We start from the raw sequence: 17,880 nt of genomic DNA, 5'->3' as shown, positions 1-17,880 counted from the left end.
GTGCTTGTGTATGCACTCGCATGTTTGTGCATCAATGATAAGTATGGTTTCAATATGTTTCTGCAAAAAAATAATTTAAAAATCTCTCGACAGTACCTATAAATCTTGGGATACTTCGCCTTGACTCTGGAATGAGTCATCTAGTCCAACAAAAAGGAGAAAATTATGAAAGCAAAATGTATTGCTGTTGTATTATCATTATTTGTTATTACCCTTCCTGTGCATGCCACTCTTGCGAAACAGGACGCTGCCCCAAAGCAACCTCCAATAGTAGTTGATAAAATAGATCTCAATAAAGCAGATTTGGCTACCTTAACTGGTTCAATTAAAGGTATAGGAAAGAAACGAGCTGAAGCCATTATTGCTTATCGCCAAAGCCATCACGGCTTTAAGTCTCTAGAAGAACTCTCAGATGTGAAGGGCATAGGGCAGCATTTTGTAAATGTGAATCGTGAAAAGTTAAGTGAAGTATTTGTTATTCAAAAAATGGAGTAAATAAATGCTCTGCTGTTGTTGGTCTATTTAAGACCAACAACAGAAAGGAAATTGTGTCTCATAAATTGACATAATTCGCTCAATATTTAAAATTGTTCTCCAAGAACTGTCGATTTTTATCCAAATTTAGGATAAAGTAGCGCACAAAAAAAAGAACGGGGTAGTACTGCTTATGTTCAGAAAATTAAGGGGTGTGTTTTCCAATGATTTATCAATCGATTTGGGAACTGCCAATACATTGATTTATGTAAGAGATAAAGGGATTGTGTTAAACGAACCCTCTGTTGTCGCTTTACGTAATGAGTCAGGTCAAAAACGAGTTGCTGCTGTTGGTCTTGAGGCTAAGCGTATGCTAGGAAGAACTCCAGGCAACATTAATGCGATCAGACCAATGAAAGATGGTGTGATTGCTGACTTTTTTGTTACTGAAAAAATGCTTCAGCATTTTATACATAAAGTTCACGAAAATAAATTTTTACGACCAAGTCCACGAGTTTTGGTTTGCGTTCCTTGTGGCTCTACACAAGTGGAACGTCGTGCGATTCGTGAGTCTGCTATGGGAGCTGGTGCTCGCGAAGTTTTCCTTATTGAAGAGCCTATGGCCGCCGCCTTGGGGTCTGGAATGCCAGTAGAAGAGGCAAGTGGGTCAATGGTGGTAGATATCGGCGGAGGTACTACTGAAGTTGCGATTATTTCTTTAAGTGGTATTGTTTATCATCAATCGGTTCGTATTGGTGGTGATAAGTTTGATGATGCAATCGTATCTTATGTACGTCGTAATTATGGTACGCTTATTGGTGAAACTACGGCAGAGCGTATAAAACATGAAATTGGTTCCGCTTTTCCTAGCCGTGATTTATTTGAAATCGAAGTGCGCGGACGAAACCTGGCAGAAGGTGTTCCCCGTAGTTTTATTTTGACCAGCGCTGAAATTTTAGAAGCCTTACAAGAGCCTCTATCAGGTATTGTGGGTGCTGTAAGAGCCGCTTTGGAATTAGCTCCACCTGAGTTGGCAGCAGATATTGCTGAACGAGGTATGGTTTTAACCGGGGGAGGTGCTTTGTTGAAAAACATTGATACTTTACTGATGGAAGAAACCGGCCTACCTGTATTAATTGCTGAAGATCCGCTGACCTGTGTTGCACGTGGTGGTGGTAAAGCTTTAGAAACCATGGACTTACGCGGCGGTGATTTCCTCTCAACAGAATAATACGCATAACAGATTATTTAGTAGGAGCGGGTACAGCTCTATAGGATTTGTGCTCGCTCTTTTGTTTTCTGTTTTTCTTATGTTTTCTGACTATCATTATCGTTACTTGGATAATGTACGTAGTGGTTTTTCTTTAATCGTTGCTCCTCTACAATATGCGGTTGATTATCCTGTGCGTGTTGTAGGTTGGGTTCAATCGCTAGTTAGTGCTAAAAAAGCATTAATTGCAGAAAATATGCAATTGCGTTATAAGCAAACCATGCTTGAGGCAGAGCTACAAAAATTAATTGTGATTCAAAAAGAAAATTCACAACTGAAAGAATTGCTTCTTACCTCATCAAAAGCGGATATGAGTGCTATGGCGGCTCAAATCTTAGCGGTAGATACAAGCAATTCACGTCAAGTGGTTGTTTTAGATAAGGGTAAACTTAATGGTGCTTATGTAGGACAACCTGTCTTAGATGCGAAAGGAGTGATGGGACAAATTGTTGACATCGGTCCCATCACCAGCACGGTTTTACTTATTTCCGACTCTAAGAGCGCTGTTCCTGTCCGAAATAATCGAACAGGGGAACGAGCAATTCTTGTAGGAACAAATGATATAGAGGAGTTGTCTTTAATTAATTTACCAAAAACCTCTTCGATTCATCCTGGTGATGTGTTAGTTACATCAGGTTTAGATAGGCATTATCCTGAAGGTTACCCCGTAGGGCTTGTAGAAGAAGTTAATAGTATTCCTGGTGAGGATTTTGTCAAAGTGAAAGTGAAGCCTGTTGCTTTGCTAAATAGGAATCGACTCGTTTTGTTAATATGGCCTGATGTGAAACAAGAGCAGTTGACGACACAAATTAATGAACGTTTAAATGCGAAGGAGACCATGTGATGAAAAACCTTCGTATTCGTTTAGGCTTGAGTTTTATTGTGGCACTTCTTTTGTCTATCTTGCCTATGCCCGAATTAATTTCTGCTTTCCGCCCTCCATGGATTTTGTTGCTTGTGCTGTATATAGAATATTTTTTACCAGGAAACTTTAAACTGACCACATTATTATTTGTGGGTTTATTATTAGATGTACTGCTTGCAACAGTTATTGGTGAACATTCTTTTGCATTACTCTTTGTAACTTGGATTGCTTCAAGCAAATCAAGACGGTTTCAATTCTTTTCAATGATGCAGCAAATCTTTTTAATTGGATTTTTTTGTTTATTATATCAATCAATTATTTCTTTAATTGCAGTGCTTTTAGGTTTTAATTACAGCATACTTGCACCATTTGCTAGCACTTTAGTAAGTATGTTTCTCTGGCCATGGATTCGTCTGCTTGGCCAAGATAATTTATTAAATCGTCTGGCTTATCGGTAAATCTCATAAACTGAGACTAATGTGATTATCTAGCGGAGATTAGATACACTTCGCTGCACTCTTAGCTTTCTTTAAAATTGGTGCCTTTGAGAAAAGCATTATACTTTAGTTTGAATTAATGCTTTAAATCGGGGCGGTAAGCTTGTATTCTCCTGGCTGCAAGTCACCTAACTGCCAGTTACTGATGCGATGTCGTACCAGTCTCAACGTAGGGAATCCAATTGCAGCTGTCATTTTTCGTATTTGATGATTTTTTCCTTCACTTAAAATAATTTCTAGCCAACTAGTAGGAACATTTTTTCTAAAGCGAATCGGGGGATTACGTGACCAAAGCTTTGGCTCATCAATGAGTTGGGCTGCAGCTGGCAAAAAAGTAATGTCTTTAAGAATTAGTCCATTTCTAATAACTTCTAAATCTTGTTCGGAGGGTATTCCTTCAACTTGGACCCAATAGTATTTTTTTTTATTGAATTTAGGATGAGTTAATTTATGTTGTAGTGCACCATTGTCAGTTAATAAAAGTAATCCTTCACTGTTTTTATCTAATCGACCTGCGGCATAAAAATTAGGGATATTAATAAAGGCAGCTAATGTATGTTCATATTTTTCACCAGAAAATTGGCTAACTACACCATAAGGTTTATTGAATAATAAAATTTGCGACATGGGACGTATCTTAAAAGTTGAAAAAGCTTAATAGTAGGTTGTATAAGAGTTACGAGCAATAGATCTCTAGCATCGCTGCGTCTTTTATATTGCTTGCTAGATAATAAATCTCAATGAGAATTAAATTAAAATTTTAATGCAATTAAAATAGGGAGATTGCTGAAAACCATAATCAATTGTTTTTATAGGTTAATTATTATACAATCGCACAAAAACAGCCTTATAGTGAAAATCAATGATGAAATACGCTTTTTTGGTTTCTATATTTTTGTGTCAGGTATCTTATGCCATGACGCATATAGTAATGGTTGGTGATGAAAAAGTAGAAATTAAACAAATCGTGGGTAGAGGAAAAACCTTTGTCCATTTACATCATAATGAACAAACAGCTTTAAAAGCGGCGCAAGCGGTTATAAAAAATGAAGGTGGAAGTCTTATAACTTTAGTTCATTCTGGCGGTAGAAATATAGTATTTCGTCTTAATAATAAACGTTATGAGTTTGATCCCAACCGCATTTTTACTGATAAGGGAATTAAGAACACACTTACATCATTAAGTCAGTATAGCCCTCAAGCGCATCAAGAAGTTAATAAGTTAGCAAATAAAATTAAGCAGTTACTCCCTCAGGGCAAAGTCGTTGCTGTGCATAATAATTCATCCTACTCATTGAAAGATTATTTACCTGGAAAGCCACTTGAAAAAGATGCGCAAGCTTTTCATATGGCTCCTGAAAATTATTATCGTAACTTTTATTTAGTAACTAAAATTAGCGATTTTCTGCGATTAAAAAGTAAAGGTTATAATGGGATCTTACAAAAACCATCCGCAACAGATGATGGGTCATTGTCTGTATATTTAGCAAAAAGTGATTATATCAATGTTGAAGCAGGCTATGATCAATTAATGGAACAAATTAAAATGCTGCAACATGCATAAGCAACTAGTGCTCCAAAATTATGTTTGTGGCAAAGATTAAAGGCAGCAAGATATTGCTTGTTTATTGTTTCAACCCTATTTTACGCTTTATATCCCTCTTGTTTATTCCATCTAAACTACAAACTACACTCTCTAATTTATGGATGTTTAATAACGACAGAGGTCTATTGGTTGCGCATAATGTCTATTATCTTGTCTAAATGCCGCATCATTATCTTAAGCTGTAAATTAAATAAAATCATGCTTGGGATTCCAAGTTATCACATGCTATTATTGAAACCTCTCTAAATTTACGGAGTTGTCAATGACATATGATAAAATCAAAGTGCCTTCACATGGTGAAGCTATTACTGTAGCTGCTGATCTATCTCTTCGTGTACCCAATAATCCTATAATTCCTTTTATTGAAGGAGATGGTATTGGCGTTGATGTGACGCCCCCTATGATTCGAGTTGTTGATGCTGCGGTTGCAAAAGCCTATGGTGACAAGAAAAAAATTGCCTGGATGGAAGTATATGCGGGCGAAAAAGCAACTAAGGTATATGGAGCAGATCAATGGTTACCCAAGGAAACATTGGATGCAATGAAAAAATACGTGGTTTCAATTAAGGGGCCCTTGACCACTCCAGTAGGTGGTGGAATTCGCTCCTTAAATGTAGCTATTCGCCAAGAAATGGATCTTTTTACGTGTTTACGTCCAATTCGATATTTCGATGGTGTTCCAAGTCCAGTTAAAGAACCATGGAAAACCGATATGGTGATTTTTAGAGAGAATTCAGAGGACATTTATGCGGGTATTGAATGGCAAGCAGATACTCCTGAAGTTAAAAAGGTGATTGAATTCTTGATAAAAGATATGGGCGTCAAAAAAATCCGTTTTCCTGAGCATTGTGGAATAGGAGTTAAACCTGTTTCAAAAGAAGGAACTACTCGTTTAGTGAGAGCAGCAATTCAATATGCAATTGATAATGATCGTCATACAGTTACTTTAGTCCATAAAGGTAATATTATGAAGTTTACCGAAGGTGCGTTTAAAGAATGGGGCTATGAAGTTGCTCGAGATGATTTTGGTGCCAAAGAGCTTGATGGTGGACCTTGGATGGAATTCAAGAATCCTAAAACAGGTAAGCAAATTGTTGTCAATGATGTCATTGCAGATGCATTTTTACAACAAATTCTTTTAAGACCTGAAGATTATAGTGTCATTGCTACTTTGAATTTAAATGGAGACTATATTTCTGATGCTTTGGCTGCCCAAGTTGGAGGTATTGGTATCGCCCCCGGTGCTAACATAAGTGACAAAGTTGCAGTATTTGAAGCAACTCATGGAACTGCACCGAAATATGCGGGTAAGGATAAAGTAAATCCTGGCTCAATAATTTTATCTGCCGAAATGATGTTACGCCATATGGGCTGGAATGAGGCGGCTGATTTAATTATCAAAGGCATGGAAGGTGCAATAGAAGCCAAAACAGTAACTTATGACTTTGAGCGAGGTATGACCGGCGCAACTTTAGTAAGTAGCTCTGGATTTGGTGATGAAATAATTAAACATATGTAATTGTTACATAGCTATTGTACTGAGCTTAATTTAAGGATGGAGTGAATATGACCTGGTATGATGTAGAAGCTAGTTCCAGGATTTTTCACTCTTTCCTGAGTTGTAATCTATGATAGTGGTTTAATGAATGGTATCTAATCAATATGTTTTTCATTATTTCAAAGGCTTTTTTTTCATTAAAATTAGCAGTTTTTACTGGCCAAAAGCGCGCAGGGAGTCTATAAAAATAATATAGAGGTTGTATGTTATGAGCGGACAAAATCTAGAGGAAATTGTAAGGCATAAAGTCGCTGAGCCACAAATGAGCTCGGAAATCAAAGTGCCCAGAAAGTACAAAGTTGTGTTGCTCAATGATGATTATACACCAATGGATTTTGTAGTTGATGTTCTGAAGCATTTTTTTCACCTTAGTGATGAAATGGCTGTTCAAATAATGCTACAAGTTCATTTTCAAGGAAAAGGCGTGTGTGGGGTATTTACACGAGATATTGCAGAAACAAAAGTAGCTTTGGTAAATGAATACGCCAGACGAAATCAGCATCCATTGCTATCAAGCATGGAACCCGAGTAATTGCTGTGGGCTGAAGAGGAGCAACGACAATGTTAAATAAAGAACTTGAATTTACCTTGAACCTAGCTTTCAAGGAAGCAAAAGAAAAGCGTCATGAGTTTATGACAGTTGAGCATTTGCTGTTGTCATTGCTTGATAATCCATCAGCTGGAAGTGTATTGCAGGCATGTGATGCGAACATTGAAGCCTTACGCCGAGATTTGATTGAATTTATTGATGAAACTACTCCCAGAATTCCTGAAGATGAAGTAGATAGGGAAACGCAACCAACACTTGGTTTTCAACGAGTACTGCAACGTGCTGTTTTTCATGTACAATCTGCAGGAAAGACGGAAGTGACTGGGGCAAATGTTTTAGCAGCGATTTTCAGTGAACAAGAAAGTCAAGCTGTTTATTTCTTACGCCGTGAAAATATTACACGACTTGATGTAATTAATTATATTTCGCATGGTGTTTCTAAGTATCAGAATAATGACATGCATGAAAACATGAATTCTATGGAAGATGAGATGGGGGCATCAGAAGGTAATGAATCACCTCTGGAAAGTTATTGTACAAATCTTAATAGACGTGCGAAACAGGGTAAGATCGATCCTTTGATCGGACGACATGAAGAAATACAACGCACGATTCAAGTATTGTGTCGACGCAGAAAAAACAATCCTTTACTGGTGGGAGAAGCAGGAGTTGGTAAGACTGCAATTGCTGAAGGATTGGCACGACGTATTGTTGATGGTGAAATTCCTGATGCTATTCGTGATTGTATCGTTTACTCGCTTGATTTAGGGGCATTACTTGCTGGAACAAAATATCGTGGTGATTTTGAAAAACGATTAAAAGCTGTACTGAAACAACTCAGCCAACAAGAGGGTGCTGTTTTGTTCATTGATGAAATTCATACCATAATTGGGGCAGGTGCCGCTTCAGGTGGTGTAATGGATGCCTCTAATCTAATTAAGCCACTGTTAGCAAATGGTGAATTGAAATGTATAGGTTCTACAACCTATCAGGAATACCGGGGTATTTTTGAAAAAGATAGGGCCTTGGCACGACGTTTTCAAAAAATTGATATTCCTGAACCGACAATTGATGAAACTTTTGAAATCTTGAAAGGATTAAAAGGTCGCTTGGAAGAGCACCACGGCGTAAAATTTACGATACCTGCTCTTAAAGCCGCTGCAGAATTGTCAGCAAAATACATTAATGATCGTTTTTTACCTGATAAAGCTATTGATGTTGTAGATGAAGCAGGCGCATATCAAAATTTATTAACAGCCAGCAAACGTAAAAAAATAATTAGCGTTACTGAAATTGAAAGCGTAGTTGCAAAAATTGCGCGTATCCCTATTAAGAAAGTATCTGCGCGTGACAAAGATACTTTACGTAATTTGGAACGTGATTTGAAACTTCTAGTTTATGGACAAGATCAGGCAATCACTGCATTGGCTTCGGCAATTAAATTAGGTCGCTCTGGACTTAGGGATCCACAAAAACCAGTTGGTTGTTTTTTATTTGCTGGCCCAACAGGTGTTGGAAAAACGGAAGTAACCAGGCAATTAGCTAATGTTTTAGGGATCGAGTTGTTGCGTTTTGATATGTCTGAGTATATGGAAAAACATACTGTTTCTCGGTTAATTGGTGCTCCTCCAGGATATGTAGGATACGATCAAGGAGGATTACTTACAGAGGCGGTTACTAAAAACCCACATGCGGTACTTTTACTTGATGAAATTGAGAAAGCACATCCTGACGTATTTAATTTACTACTACAAATCATGGATCATGGCACATTAACCGATACTAATGGCCGTCAAGCAGATTTTAGGCACATTATTTTGGTTATGACTTCCAATGCTGGAGCGGGAGAGATGGTTCGTAACTCCATTGGTTTCTCACAACAAGACAACAGCAATGATGGACTTGAAGTCATTAAAAAGCAATTCAGCCCAGAGTTTAGGAATAGACTTGATGCGATTATTAACTTTGCTCCGCTGGATGCAATAACTATTGGTTTAGTCGTCGATAAATTTATTATGGAATTAGATGAGCAACTGAGCCACAAAGGGGTGACCTTTACTGTGGATAAAATGGCTCGTGAATGGCTGATTGAACATGGTTATGATAAAGTCATGGGGGCTCGACCTATGGCTCGACTAATTCAAGAAAACGTGAAAAAACCTCTTGCTGATGAACTTTTATTTGGCAAGTTAATGCATGGCGGTCATGTCACTTTAAAAGTAAAAGATGGAAAACTGCACTTTGATAGCCATGATCATCGTGAGGGCGTTTTTTAAATGACGTTATCGGTAATCATAATAACTAAAAACGAAGAGCAGAATATCAGAAGGTGTTTAGAGTCAGTACAGTTTGCAGATGAAATTATAGTATTAGACTCAGGAAGTACGGATAGTACAGTCGCTATTGCAAAAGAATATACAGCGTATGTGTATTCTACGGACTGGCCTGGGTATGGTGCACAAAAGCAGCGTGCTTTATCAAAAGCACAGTGTGATTGGGTATTGAATCTTGATGCAGATGAGTCAGTAAGCCTGGAATTACAACAAGAAATGATTCGGGCGATGGCTTCTGACTCAGCAGATGCCTTTAGAGTTGCAATTCAAATGTATTTCTACAATCAACCTTTAAGGTATTCTTCCAGTCCTAAACGACATGCACGCCTATTTAAACGAGCTAATGCCTATTTCAGTGATGATATTGTACATGAAAAAATAGTTCTCCCAGAGGGTGCGCGTATTGGTAAAATAAAAAGTCCGATTATGCACCACTCATTTAAAGATGTGAGCCATGTGCTTTATAAATTAAATAAATATTCATCCTACAGTGCAAAAACATATATTTCCAAGCAAAAACGGCCAAGTTTGACTAAGACATTAGCAGGTACGTTGTGGATGTTTTTTAGATGTTATGTTGTACAGCGAGGGTTTTTGGATGGCAAAAGAGGCTTTATATTTGCTGTATTTAATGCTCAAGGTACTTTTTATCGAGGTATTAAGCAAATATATCGAGACAAAAACCTGGATCAATTACCATCGTTAGCTCAAAATGCAGAGGAGCTAATTTGAGAGCATTTTTTTCGGATGAAAAAATTAACTTATTAGCTCCAATCCTTATTGTTTTATTGGTTTTTTCTATTCCTATTAGTTCTAGTGTGAAATCAATTTTGATGGTTCTTAGCCTGTTGGCAATAGTATTTACACCTTATTACAGGCAGTATTTATATGAGGCATTTAATACATTATGGGCGCGCGCAGCATTGGTTTTCTTTCTTTATATTATTATTGCGTGTTTTTGGTCTGACGCGCCTCTAGCAATACGCTATAATACGATTGATAAGTATTCTAAATTAATTTTTTTGCCAATTCTTGCAGTAGCTTTTATTAAACCGAGCACGAGACAATGGGTTTTAGATAGTTATCTATCCGTGATGCTATTAACTTGTATACTTTCCATTTTAAAGGCCAGAAATCTTTTAGAGTTGAATAATGTTGCTGATCCTGGAGAAGTATTTTACAACCACATAATTACTGGATATATGGTGGCTTTAGGGGTTTATTTGGCAGGATTGCAGGTTTTCAAAGCTGATGTAAGTCGACCACGCCGTCTTTTTTCTTTAAGCATGTTCTTTTTAGGAAGTTATCAAATCCTATTTTTAAATACGGGAAAAACCGGTTATCTGATATATGCACTCTTAATGACAATGCTTATGTTACAGAGAATGTCTTTAAAAAAAGCACTAGTGGGAGTAATGCTATTTTTTGGCACGATTCTTTTAACCTATACTCTGAGTCCTAGGATGCAAGTAACAACTCAAACGTTGTTTAATGATATTAAATCATTGCAAAACCATCAGGAAAATAACTCGTTAGGGTTTAGAATACAATTTCATCAATATGCAGAATCATTATTTAAAGAGCATCCATTTATAGGTATTGGTACAGGAGGATTTCCTTACCGTTTTTCATTGGAACAACCTGTACCAGCATGGGGGAAAAAATTAAATGAGCCTCATGGCCAGTATTGGTTGACGCTGGCGGAACAAGGCCTAATCGGTATCACGCTTTTATTCTCATTTTTAGGTACTTTATTTATTACTTTTTTCAAGCTTAAAGAAACGAAACCAATTCTTTTAGGTTTATTAATTTCCTTTTGTTTTTCGTCATTTACAGATACAGTATTTTGCTATTCAACAATAGGTTATTTATTAATTATTTTTAGTGCCTTATGTTTTGGTGAATTACTGGAAATGCGCTGAAAAAAATAACTACATACCAAAAGTCAGGCATTCTTTATTTTTAAGATAATGATGTCTTCTCACTGTTTTTAAAAAGAAAAGGTACTGCTTCATCTGTTCAGTACTTTTACAGGTATGGGCACTTTTTATAGATCAAGTAATTGAACGGGCCAAAAATGATAAAAATGCTGTACTGGCCCATTTCCTAGACCCACACGTTCATCTTTTGCAGCTTGAATTGCATTAAATAAATAAGTCTTTGCAATACCACAAGCATCAATTAAATCAATTTTTTGAGCGAGGCAGGCTGTAATTGCTGCTGAAAGAGTACAACCAGTACCATGAGTATTAGAGGTACTTATTCTTGGACTGGCGAACCAATGAGGCTTGTCATGAGAGTTTATGAGTACGTCATTGGAGTTTATTGAATTTAAATGTCCTCCTTTTAATAAAACGTTTTTTGGGCCGAACTCTAACAATTTTTGTCCGACTAAGAGCATTTCTTCTTCTGATTGGGCAGTAAGTCCAGTAAATGTAGCAGCTTCGGGAATATTTGGAGTGATTAGTGTTGCTAGAGGTATTAGTAGGTTGAGTAATGCATCAATAGCTTCGGGTAATAATAAAGGATCACCGCTTTTAGCAAGTGTCACAGGATCAATAATAATAGGGATATTTTTTGCATTTTTCTGAAGAAATGAAGCAACTAATTGAATGATTTCACTATTGAATAACATGCCTATTTTGATGCTGTCAGGTCTAATATCATCAAATAGAGCGTTTAATTGATCTTCTATACTTTGTAGTGGCAATGTATAACAATTTCTTACACCGCATGTATTCTGTATGGGCAACGCTGTAAGTACAGTCATACCATAGCAGCCTAAGGCAGAAAAGGTTTTAAGATCAGCTTGAATTCCTGCACCACCGGAACCATCGAATCCCGCAATTGATAACGCTTTGTATCGCATGTAATTTATATCACTTACCATGCAGCAATTTTTTCTTCAGGCCGTATAGAGCATTCTTCGGAAATGGAACCATCGTTACATACAACAAAACCATTAGTATTGTAAGTGGTAACGACTCCTCCTTTCCATAAGCAGCAACCTCTAAACAGTTGTAAGTCCATTACAGCATGAGGGGTACAATAACATGCAGAATAAAAGCCATTTTTACAGACAAGACGACCTGCAGAGGAGTCACAATAACTGACGCCCCCCATTTGGTTGCAACAACCAGATACATATCCAGACTGTGCACCTGATTGAGCATTTGTAGGTGAAGCAAGCAAACAAAATAGGCTGGCGTAAAATAAATTTTTAAATGATAGCATCTGATTTCTCTTATTATTTTTTAATTTTAGGATAGCATATTGGTTTAAAAATTATTAGATACAACCGAAATTATCTCCATGAAATTAGGGTAAAGTTTTAAAAAATAACTGGTCGCTAGACCTGCTAAAAGACCAAATAAATGCGCCTCCCACGATACCCCCTTTTTTTTAGGAAAAATTCCAAAAAATATACCTGCAAAATAGTACAGGCTAATCACGCCTAAAATTAAGGTCGTCAAGGTACCATTTTGATAGATATTGCTAACTAAGAGACCCCAATAGCCTGTAATTAAACCGCTTGCACCCACATGTAAACCTGGTTTGGCAAAACACCAAATAGCAATACCGCTGATTAAGGCAATCATGAGGGTTACAAACAGGAAGTAGTTTAGCCCATTGATTAAAATAAAATTACTTAAGACCACTAAAGGAATAGAATTAAAAAATATATGGTTGAAATCTGCATGCAGGAGTGGTGCAAAAAAAATCCCAGGTAATCCTCGAATATGTCTAGGAATGATTCCCAACAATAAAATTCTTCTGTAAATAAAGTGGCTTATTAAAAAGAAACACCAAGGAATTAAAAGAATAATAACTAGAATTGAACTATTATTTTGTGTTTGGATGATAATTAATTCAAGGCTATTATTTAATTCTTCAAGCATATATTACTCTTTTATTTGTGTGATCTCACAAGTCAGACTTCCTGCAGCTAAGCGAATATTTATGCTATCACCGATGTGTACTTGTTCGCTTGAAAGCAGCACTTTACTTTTTTTAGTTGCAATCGCGTATCCTCTATCAAGAGTCGCCAATGGGCTCACGGCATGCAAAGTAGATAATTTAGTGCTTAATTTATACTTAAGCTGGCTTAACCTGGCTTGCATGAGTTGGATTAATTGTGTCGAGAATTGTTGTAAATTTAGTTGAGTTCGAGCGATTTGGGTTTTCGGGTTTCTTGTCTTTAGATGATTTTCATACAGCTGCAACTGATGCTTTTTTTGTGTGATGATGTAATTCATATGCGATATAAGTTGTTTTTCTAAATAGTCGGTAGTCTGGCAGTAATGAGAAATCGCTTTTTGTGGCGATGATATTTTATCCATTAAATGATGCAATTTCATTTGATATTTTTGCAAAAATCGATGCATTGCCTCCTGCAAGCGTATGAGAGCATGATTTAATAATTTAAACAACTCCTGACAATCAGGGGTTGCTACAATAGCTGCCGCTGTTGGAGTTTCTGCACGATAATCGGCAACAAAGTCAGCAATGGTAAAGTCAGTTTCGTGTCCGACTCCGGATACGATTGGGATGGTGCTACTTGCGATTTGACGGGCCAGATGTTCATCGTTAAAAGCCCACAAATCTTCAATACTACCGCCACCACGAGCAAGAAGAAGTACATCGCTACGTTTTTCTCTATTGGCACGTTGTAATGCTTGAATTAATTGTTGTGCCGCTCCAGCTCCCTGAACTTCACTAGGGTAGACTAAGACATGGGCTAGGGGAAATCGTCGTGCAAGTGTTGATAAGATATCACGAATTGCGGCGCCAGTGGTTGATGTGATTACCCCAATGGTACGAGGCATAGAGGGAATAGGGCGCTTATTTATTGAAGCAAATAATCCTTCGGTAGCCAATTTATTTTTTAATTCTTCAAAGCGCTGATACAGTGCTCCTAGGCCTGCCTCGGTAACTTGTTCTACGATTAATTGGTAATCGCCACGTGCTTCGTACAAACTTAATCTACCACCCAAAATGACGTGCTGACCATCAGATAATTTATTTGTAAGTGCGCTGTGGCGGTTTTTAAAATAGACACAGCGAATTTGAGCAGCGTTGTCTTTTAAAGTAAAATAGTAATGCCCAGATGCAGGTTTACTCAGGTTTGAAAGTTCCCCTTCAACGTAAATTATCCCAAGTTCATTTTCAAGATAACTTTTTACTTGGCGGTTAAGTTGAGCTACCGTGAGTATCGCAATTTGTGTTTTCATAAATTAAAGTGGTTTCATAGTGAAAGTAATAAATGAGCTAAGTTATAAAATCAAGGCATTAGTTTTGTCATACGGAACTTTTTTACACTTATATCAAATGTATTTTCTATTATCAAAATTGGACAACAAAATTTATAATTGCTGTCACAACACAGGAGTATCTTGGCAAATATTATAAGAATAAGCTATCATTCTCGTTCTAAAAATATAAATAAAAATAAAATGAACTCTGTACAAAATAGAAAATTAAATTTTTTTATATCATTTTTACTCTCTCTTGTGACAATGAGTTTAGCTGGATGTGTTGATTTGTCCGGCGGTAGAGCCTCAGTTAAAAAGCCACTACCTAAGTATTCTTCCCAACCTACATTGGATCAATCTAATAAACAATCCACAAAAAAATCAGTTATAACGCGTAAATCCCAACCTTATAATGGTGAGGTACACACGATGTTGGGTGGTCTGGGATTGTTCAGTACCGGAATGAGAACACTTAGTGACACTGTAGAAGATGAATGTAATATTAGAGCACCTAGTGATATGTGGTATAATGCAGGTAATGTGACACGTAAAATTGTTTCTTATTATCAAACACATAAAGTACATAGACCCATTGTCCTTGTAGGTCATTCTTTGGGTGCGAACGAGCAAATCAAGGTTGCGCGTAATCTTAATAAAGTTGGCATTCCTGTTGATTTGCTAGTTACTGTGGATGCGGTGTCACAAACGATTGTTCCTCCTAATGTAAAGTATGCAATGAATTTTTATAAACCTAGTTTTGTGCCTATGTTTAGTGGTTTAAGACTTAAGGCTGTTGATCCTGAAAAAACTCGTATCGATAATATCAATGTTACTACGGTAAAAGGAATAAAAGTGAATCATTTCACTATTGATAAAGATCCTATTGTACAAGCCATGATAATGAAAGAAGTGAAAAAGGTGTTGAGTAATGCAAATAAAGCAAATGGGTAAAGACCATTGTCCTCGTGTCTGTGTTATAGGAGCAGGTCCAAGTGGGCTTGCTGCAATCAAAAATTTGCAAGAACAGGGTGTAAAAGATATCACCGTTTTTGAAAAAAATAATCAAATTGGTGGTAACTGGATTTATGATGAAAAAAATGATCATTCCAGTATTTATGAAACAACCCATATTATCAGTTCAAAGCGTTGGTCTGAATTTGAAGATTTTCCAATGCCACATCATTACCCTGACTATCCTTCTCATCGGTTGGTTTTAGACTATTTTCAAAGTTATGCGGATCATTTTAATTTAACTAAATACATTCGTTTTAATACCCAAGTGTTGAATGCAGTGCCTATTAATCAAAATCAATGGAAGGTAGCCTTTGAAAACGCGCAAGGTATTGGTGAAGAGTATTTTGATTATTTATTAGTGGCGAATGGACATCATTGGGATCCTGTTTTACCAGAATATCCTGGTGAATTTTCTGGTCAGATACTTCACTCTCACCAATATAAAAAAGCTTCGGTGTTTAAAGGACAGCGTGTTTTAGTGGTAGGCGGAGGTAATTCCGCCTGCGATATCGCTGTCGAAATAGCAAGAATATCTCCTAATACGTGTATTAGTATGCGTAGAGGGTATCATATTTTTCCTAAATTTGTATTTGGGAAGCCAACTGATGATGCGGTGGCAAAAATTCGATGGATGCCTTCCTGGTTGAGACAGAAAATTTTGAGTTTTTTTGCCCGTATTCTTCAAGGTCGTTATGCAAAATATAAATTAATGAAGCCAGATTGTGGTCCCTTGGAAATTCATCCAACCATTAATACGGAGCTTCTTTATTTTATTCGCCATGGTGAAATATCTCCTCGCCCAGGAATGACTCATTTTGACGGTAAACGAGTATATTTTACCGATGGTAAATTTGAGGAATTTGATACAATTATTTTTGCTACAGGTTATAAAATAAGTTTTCCTTTCCTTGATAAAGTAGTGGCTGATTTTAGCAACTCCACTAAGATTCCACTTTATCGTAAAATGATGCATCCTAATTTTGATACCCTGTATTTTATTGGTTTATGTCAACCACAGGGATGTATTTGGCCATTGGCTGATTACCAATCAAAAATTGCAGCACGCATTATTATGGGGACTCTGGAGCGCCCGGGGAATCTACAAAAAAAGATAGAGCTTGAAATGAATAGACCTCATTACCGGTTTAAATCACATATTCGACATGCTTTGGAAGTTGATTATCACAAATTCAGAAGAGAATTATTGGAAATGTTAGGCTCATAATAGGGGATTTATCTGTATTAGCCGCATTTTATGCCTCCTAGATATCGCGCTATGCGCAATATCTAGTTTTTCTCTTGCTTCAAGTCAAGCTTGAGATTGCCTTTTCATAAGTGCACCCATTAATTTTTCAATATTAGTTACATAGGGAGGATCTTGCAATATCATAGCCTTAGTCCGTTCTTCGCAATATCCTTTAACCTCTTTATCAGGAAAAATATAGAATTTTTTTTGTTCTACTTCCCTCACTATATGCTCCGCTATATCCATGGCAGGTCGTGAGTGAGATAAAAGTGATTTTAAGATTTCTTGGAATTGTGAATGAGCATGCTCACCGTGAGATAACAGGGCTGTATCAGTAAATGAAGGAAAAACAACAGAGATATTTACCGGTTTTTTCATTCGTTCCAGATCAAAATATAAAGATTCTGATAAAGCTAAAACTGCATGTTTTGACATGGAATAAGAGGCTGTCTGTGAGCCTGTACAAAGCGCATATAAGCTGGCTACATTGATGATATGCGAATTAAATGTTTGTTCAAATAAGAAGGGAGTAAATGCTTGGATCATATAAATCATCCCATGCAAATTAACATCCATTACTTTTTGAATGTGTTCTGGGCATAAATCCCAAATAGGGGCTAATTGGCCTATAATACCCGCATTATTATAAATCCAATCGATACGTCCCCATTTAGACTTGACTTGTTGGGCCAGGTGAGCTACTTCGTTTGGATGGGTTATGTCACAAGCAACCTCTAAAATTTTTTCTGGAAATAACGTCGATAATCGAGAGGATTCATTTTTAAGTTTAACACTATCTTTATCTACCATAACTACAAAATTGCTGCGTTGCAAATGAATTTGGGTTAATGCTAATCCAATTCCACTTGCAGCACCGGTGATGACAGCTACATTCATTTTATTTCCTTTGCTATAATTTTTTATAATATTAAACAAAATAAAGGATCTATTTTGAAAAGCGGCGATGAAATACCAGAGCCTGATGAGTTTCCTAATGTGCCAGATGAGTACCCGGACAATCCACAGCCTTTTGAGCCAGATAATCCTGGATTGCCTGAGCCTGAGCCATTAGAGCCTACAGAGCCTGATTTAGAATAGTAATTTGCATCGTAAAGGTTACATCCCCGAATCATCATGCAGTGGAGGCTTTGAATGTGGCCTAGACGATATTTATTGGGTGCATCTTGCATGAAAATGATGCCTTGTTGTTTATGT

At 37.0% G+C, this 17,880-nt stretch carries 19 protein-coding genes; 13 read left to right on the top strand and 6 right to left on the bottom strand.

The window, feature by feature from the left end; translation table 11 throughout:
* Window positions 1–165: 165 nt before the first annotated feature.
* From EL220_RS10420 to mreD, 4 genes are all read left to right on the top strand, one after another.
* Window positions 166–495 (top strand): ComEA family DNA-binding protein, encoded by a 330-nt coding sequence (locus EL220_RS10420; protein WP_027271241.1) that lies wholly within the window; start codon window positions 166–168, stop codon window positions 493–495.
* A 172-nt stretch (window positions 496–667) separates the two neighbouring features.
* Entirely contained in the window at window positions 668–1,705 is a 1,038-nt protein-coding gene (locus EL220_RS10415) for a rod shape-determining protein (protein WP_003636696.1), read from the top strand.
* The gene (mreC, locus tag EL220_RS10410; protein ID WP_027271242.1) at window positions 1,683–2,588 is read left to right on the top strand and encodes a rod shape-determining protein MreC; all 906 of its coding nucleotides are present in this window, start codon (window positions 1,683–1,685) and stop codon (window positions 2,586–2,588) included. Before EL220_RS10415 ends, mreC begins: the two co-directional genes overlap by 23 nt.
* A complete protein-coding gene (mreD, locus tag EL220_RS10405; RefSeq protein ID WP_027271243.1) occupies window positions 2,588–3,067 on the top strand; it encodes a rod shape-determining protein MreD in 480 nt (159 codons plus the stop codon). The genes mreC and mreD overlap by 1 nt, the downstream gene beginning before the upstream one ends.
* Window positions 3,068–3,190: 123 nt before the next feature.
* Here mreD and EL220_RS10400 read toward each other — a convergent pair whose 3' ends face one another.
* Complete coding sequence (locus EL220_RS10400; protein ID WP_027271244.1) at window positions 3,191–3,733, bottom strand: pseudouridine synthase; 543 nt, start codon at window positions 3,731–3,733, stop codon at window positions 3,191–3,193.
* A gap of 235 nt (window positions 3,734–3,968) precedes the next feature.
* On the opposite strand from EL220_RS10400, the gene EL220_RS10395 reads away from it, so the two are divergent.
* The 6 genes from EL220_RS10395 (at window position 3,969) to EL220_RS10370 (ending at window position 11,075) form a co-directional block, all read left to right on the top strand.
* Window positions 3,969–4,670 (top strand): SAM-dependent methyltransferase, encoded by a 702-nt coding sequence (locus EL220_RS10395; protein WP_414092927.1) that lies wholly within the window; start codon window positions 3,969–3,971, stop codon window positions 4,668–4,670.
* A gap of 304 nt (window positions 4,671–4,974) precedes the next feature.
* Entirely contained in the window at window positions 4,975–6,231 is a 1,257-nt protein-coding gene (gene icd / locus EL220_RS10390; RefSeq protein ID WP_027271246.1) for an NADP-dependent isocitrate dehydrogenase, read from the top strand.
* Window positions 6,232–6,478: 247 nt separating this feature from the next.
* Window positions 6,479–6,802, top strand: coding sequence for an ATP-dependent Clp protease adapter ClpS (gene clpS / locus EL220_RS10385; protein WP_027271247.1), 324 nt, complete (start codon window positions 6,479–6,481; stop codon window positions 6,800–6,802).
* Window positions 6,803–6,831: 29 nt separating this feature from the next.
* Complete coding sequence (gene clpA / locus EL220_RS10380; protein ID WP_027271248.1) at window positions 6,832–9,096, top strand: ATP-dependent Clp protease ATP-binding subunit ClpA; 2,265 nt, start codon at window positions 6,832–6,834, stop codon at window positions 9,094–9,096.
* Complete coding sequence (locus tag EL220_RS10375; RefSeq protein WP_027271249.1) at window positions 9,097–9,885, top strand: glycosyltransferase family 2 protein; 789 nt, start codon at window positions 9,097–9,099, stop codon at window positions 9,883–9,885. It abuts the gene before it with no gap.
* Window positions 9,882–11,075 (top strand): O-antigen ligase family protein, encoded by a 1,194-nt coding sequence (locus tag EL220_RS10370; RefSeq protein WP_027271250.1) that lies wholly within the window; start codon window positions 9,882–9,884, stop codon window positions 11,073–11,075. Before EL220_RS10375 ends, EL220_RS10370 begins: the two co-directional genes overlap by 4 nt.
* A gap of 125 nt (window positions 11,076–11,200) precedes the next feature.
* Here the strand turns inward: EL220_RS10370 and thiD are convergent, their stop codons facing one another.
* Genes thiD through xseA form a run of 4 tightly spaced genes read right to left on the bottom strand, consistent with a single transcriptional unit; the run spans window position 11,201 to window position 14,384 of the window.
* The gene (gene thiD / locus EL220_RS10365) at window positions 11,201–12,022 is read right to left on the bottom strand and encodes a bifunctional hydroxymethylpyrimidine kinase/phosphomethylpyrimidine kinase (RefSeq protein ID WP_027271251.1); all 822 of its coding nucleotides are present in this window, start codon (window positions 12,020–12,022) and stop codon (window positions 11,201–11,203) included.
* A 14-nt stretch (window positions 12,023–12,036) separates the two neighbouring features.
* On the bottom strand, window positions 12,037–12,387 hold the full coding sequence (locus EL220_RS10360) for a hypothetical protein (protein ID WP_027271252.1): 351 nt from the start codon (window positions 12,385–12,387) through the stop codon (window positions 12,037–12,039).
* Between the two features lie 44 nt (window positions 12,388–12,431).
* Window positions 12,432–13,052, bottom strand: coding sequence for a rhomboid family intramembrane serine protease (locus EL220_RS10355; RefSeq protein ID WP_027271253.1), 621 nt, complete (start codon window positions 13,050–13,052; stop codon window positions 12,432–12,434).
* A gap of 3 nt (window positions 13,053–13,055) precedes the next feature.
* Window positions 13,056–14,384 carry an exodeoxyribonuclease VII large subunit gene (gene xseA, locus EL220_RS10350; protein WP_027271254.1) on the bottom strand — a complete coding sequence of 443 codons (1,329 nt, stop codon included), beginning with the start codon at window positions 14,382–14,384 and terminating at the stop codon, window positions 13,056–13,058.
* Between the two features lie 222 nt (window positions 14,385–14,606).
* Between xseA and EL220_RS10345 the strand changes: the two genes are divergently transcribed.
* Both EL220_RS10345 and EL220_RS10340 read left to right on the top strand, forming a co-directional pair.
* Window positions 14,607–15,356, top strand: coding sequence for a hypothetical protein (locus EL220_RS10345; protein ID WP_027271255.1), 750 nt, complete (start codon window positions 14,607–14,609; stop codon window positions 15,354–15,356).
* Window positions 15,334–16,644 carry a flavin-containing monooxygenase gene (locus tag EL220_RS10340; RefSeq protein ID WP_027271256.1) on the top strand — a complete coding sequence of 437 codons (1,311 nt, stop codon included), beginning with the start codon at window positions 15,334–15,336 and terminating at the stop codon, window positions 16,642–16,644. Before EL220_RS10345 ends, EL220_RS10340 begins: the two co-directional genes overlap by 23 nt.
* An 84-nt stretch (window positions 16,645–16,728) precedes the next feature.
* Here EL220_RS10340 and EL220_RS10335 read toward each other — a convergent pair whose 3' ends face one another.
* Entirely contained in the window at window positions 16,729–17,562 is an 834-nt protein-coding gene (locus EL220_RS10335; protein ID WP_027271257.1) for an SDR family NAD(P)-dependent oxidoreductase, read from the bottom strand.
* 54 nt (window positions 17,563–17,616) lie between these two features.
* Between EL220_RS10335 and EL220_RS18195 the strand changes: the two genes are divergently transcribed.
* A complete protein-coding gene (locus EL220_RS18195; protein WP_164480582.1) occupies window positions 17,617–17,763 on the top strand; it encodes a hypothetical protein in 147 nt (48 codons plus the stop codon).
* Window positions 17,764–17,880: the final 117 nt, after the last annotated feature.

Origin of the sequence: Legionella sainthelensi (assembly GCF_900637685.1) — a bacterium.
In the GTDB taxonomy this organism is placed as follows: Bacteria; Pseudomonadota; Gammaproteobacteria; order Legionellales; family Legionellaceae; genus Legionella; species Legionella sainthelensi.
The sequence above is the reverse complement of the archived record's forward strand: the minus strand, read 5'-3'. Positions and strand labels throughout refer to the sequence as shown.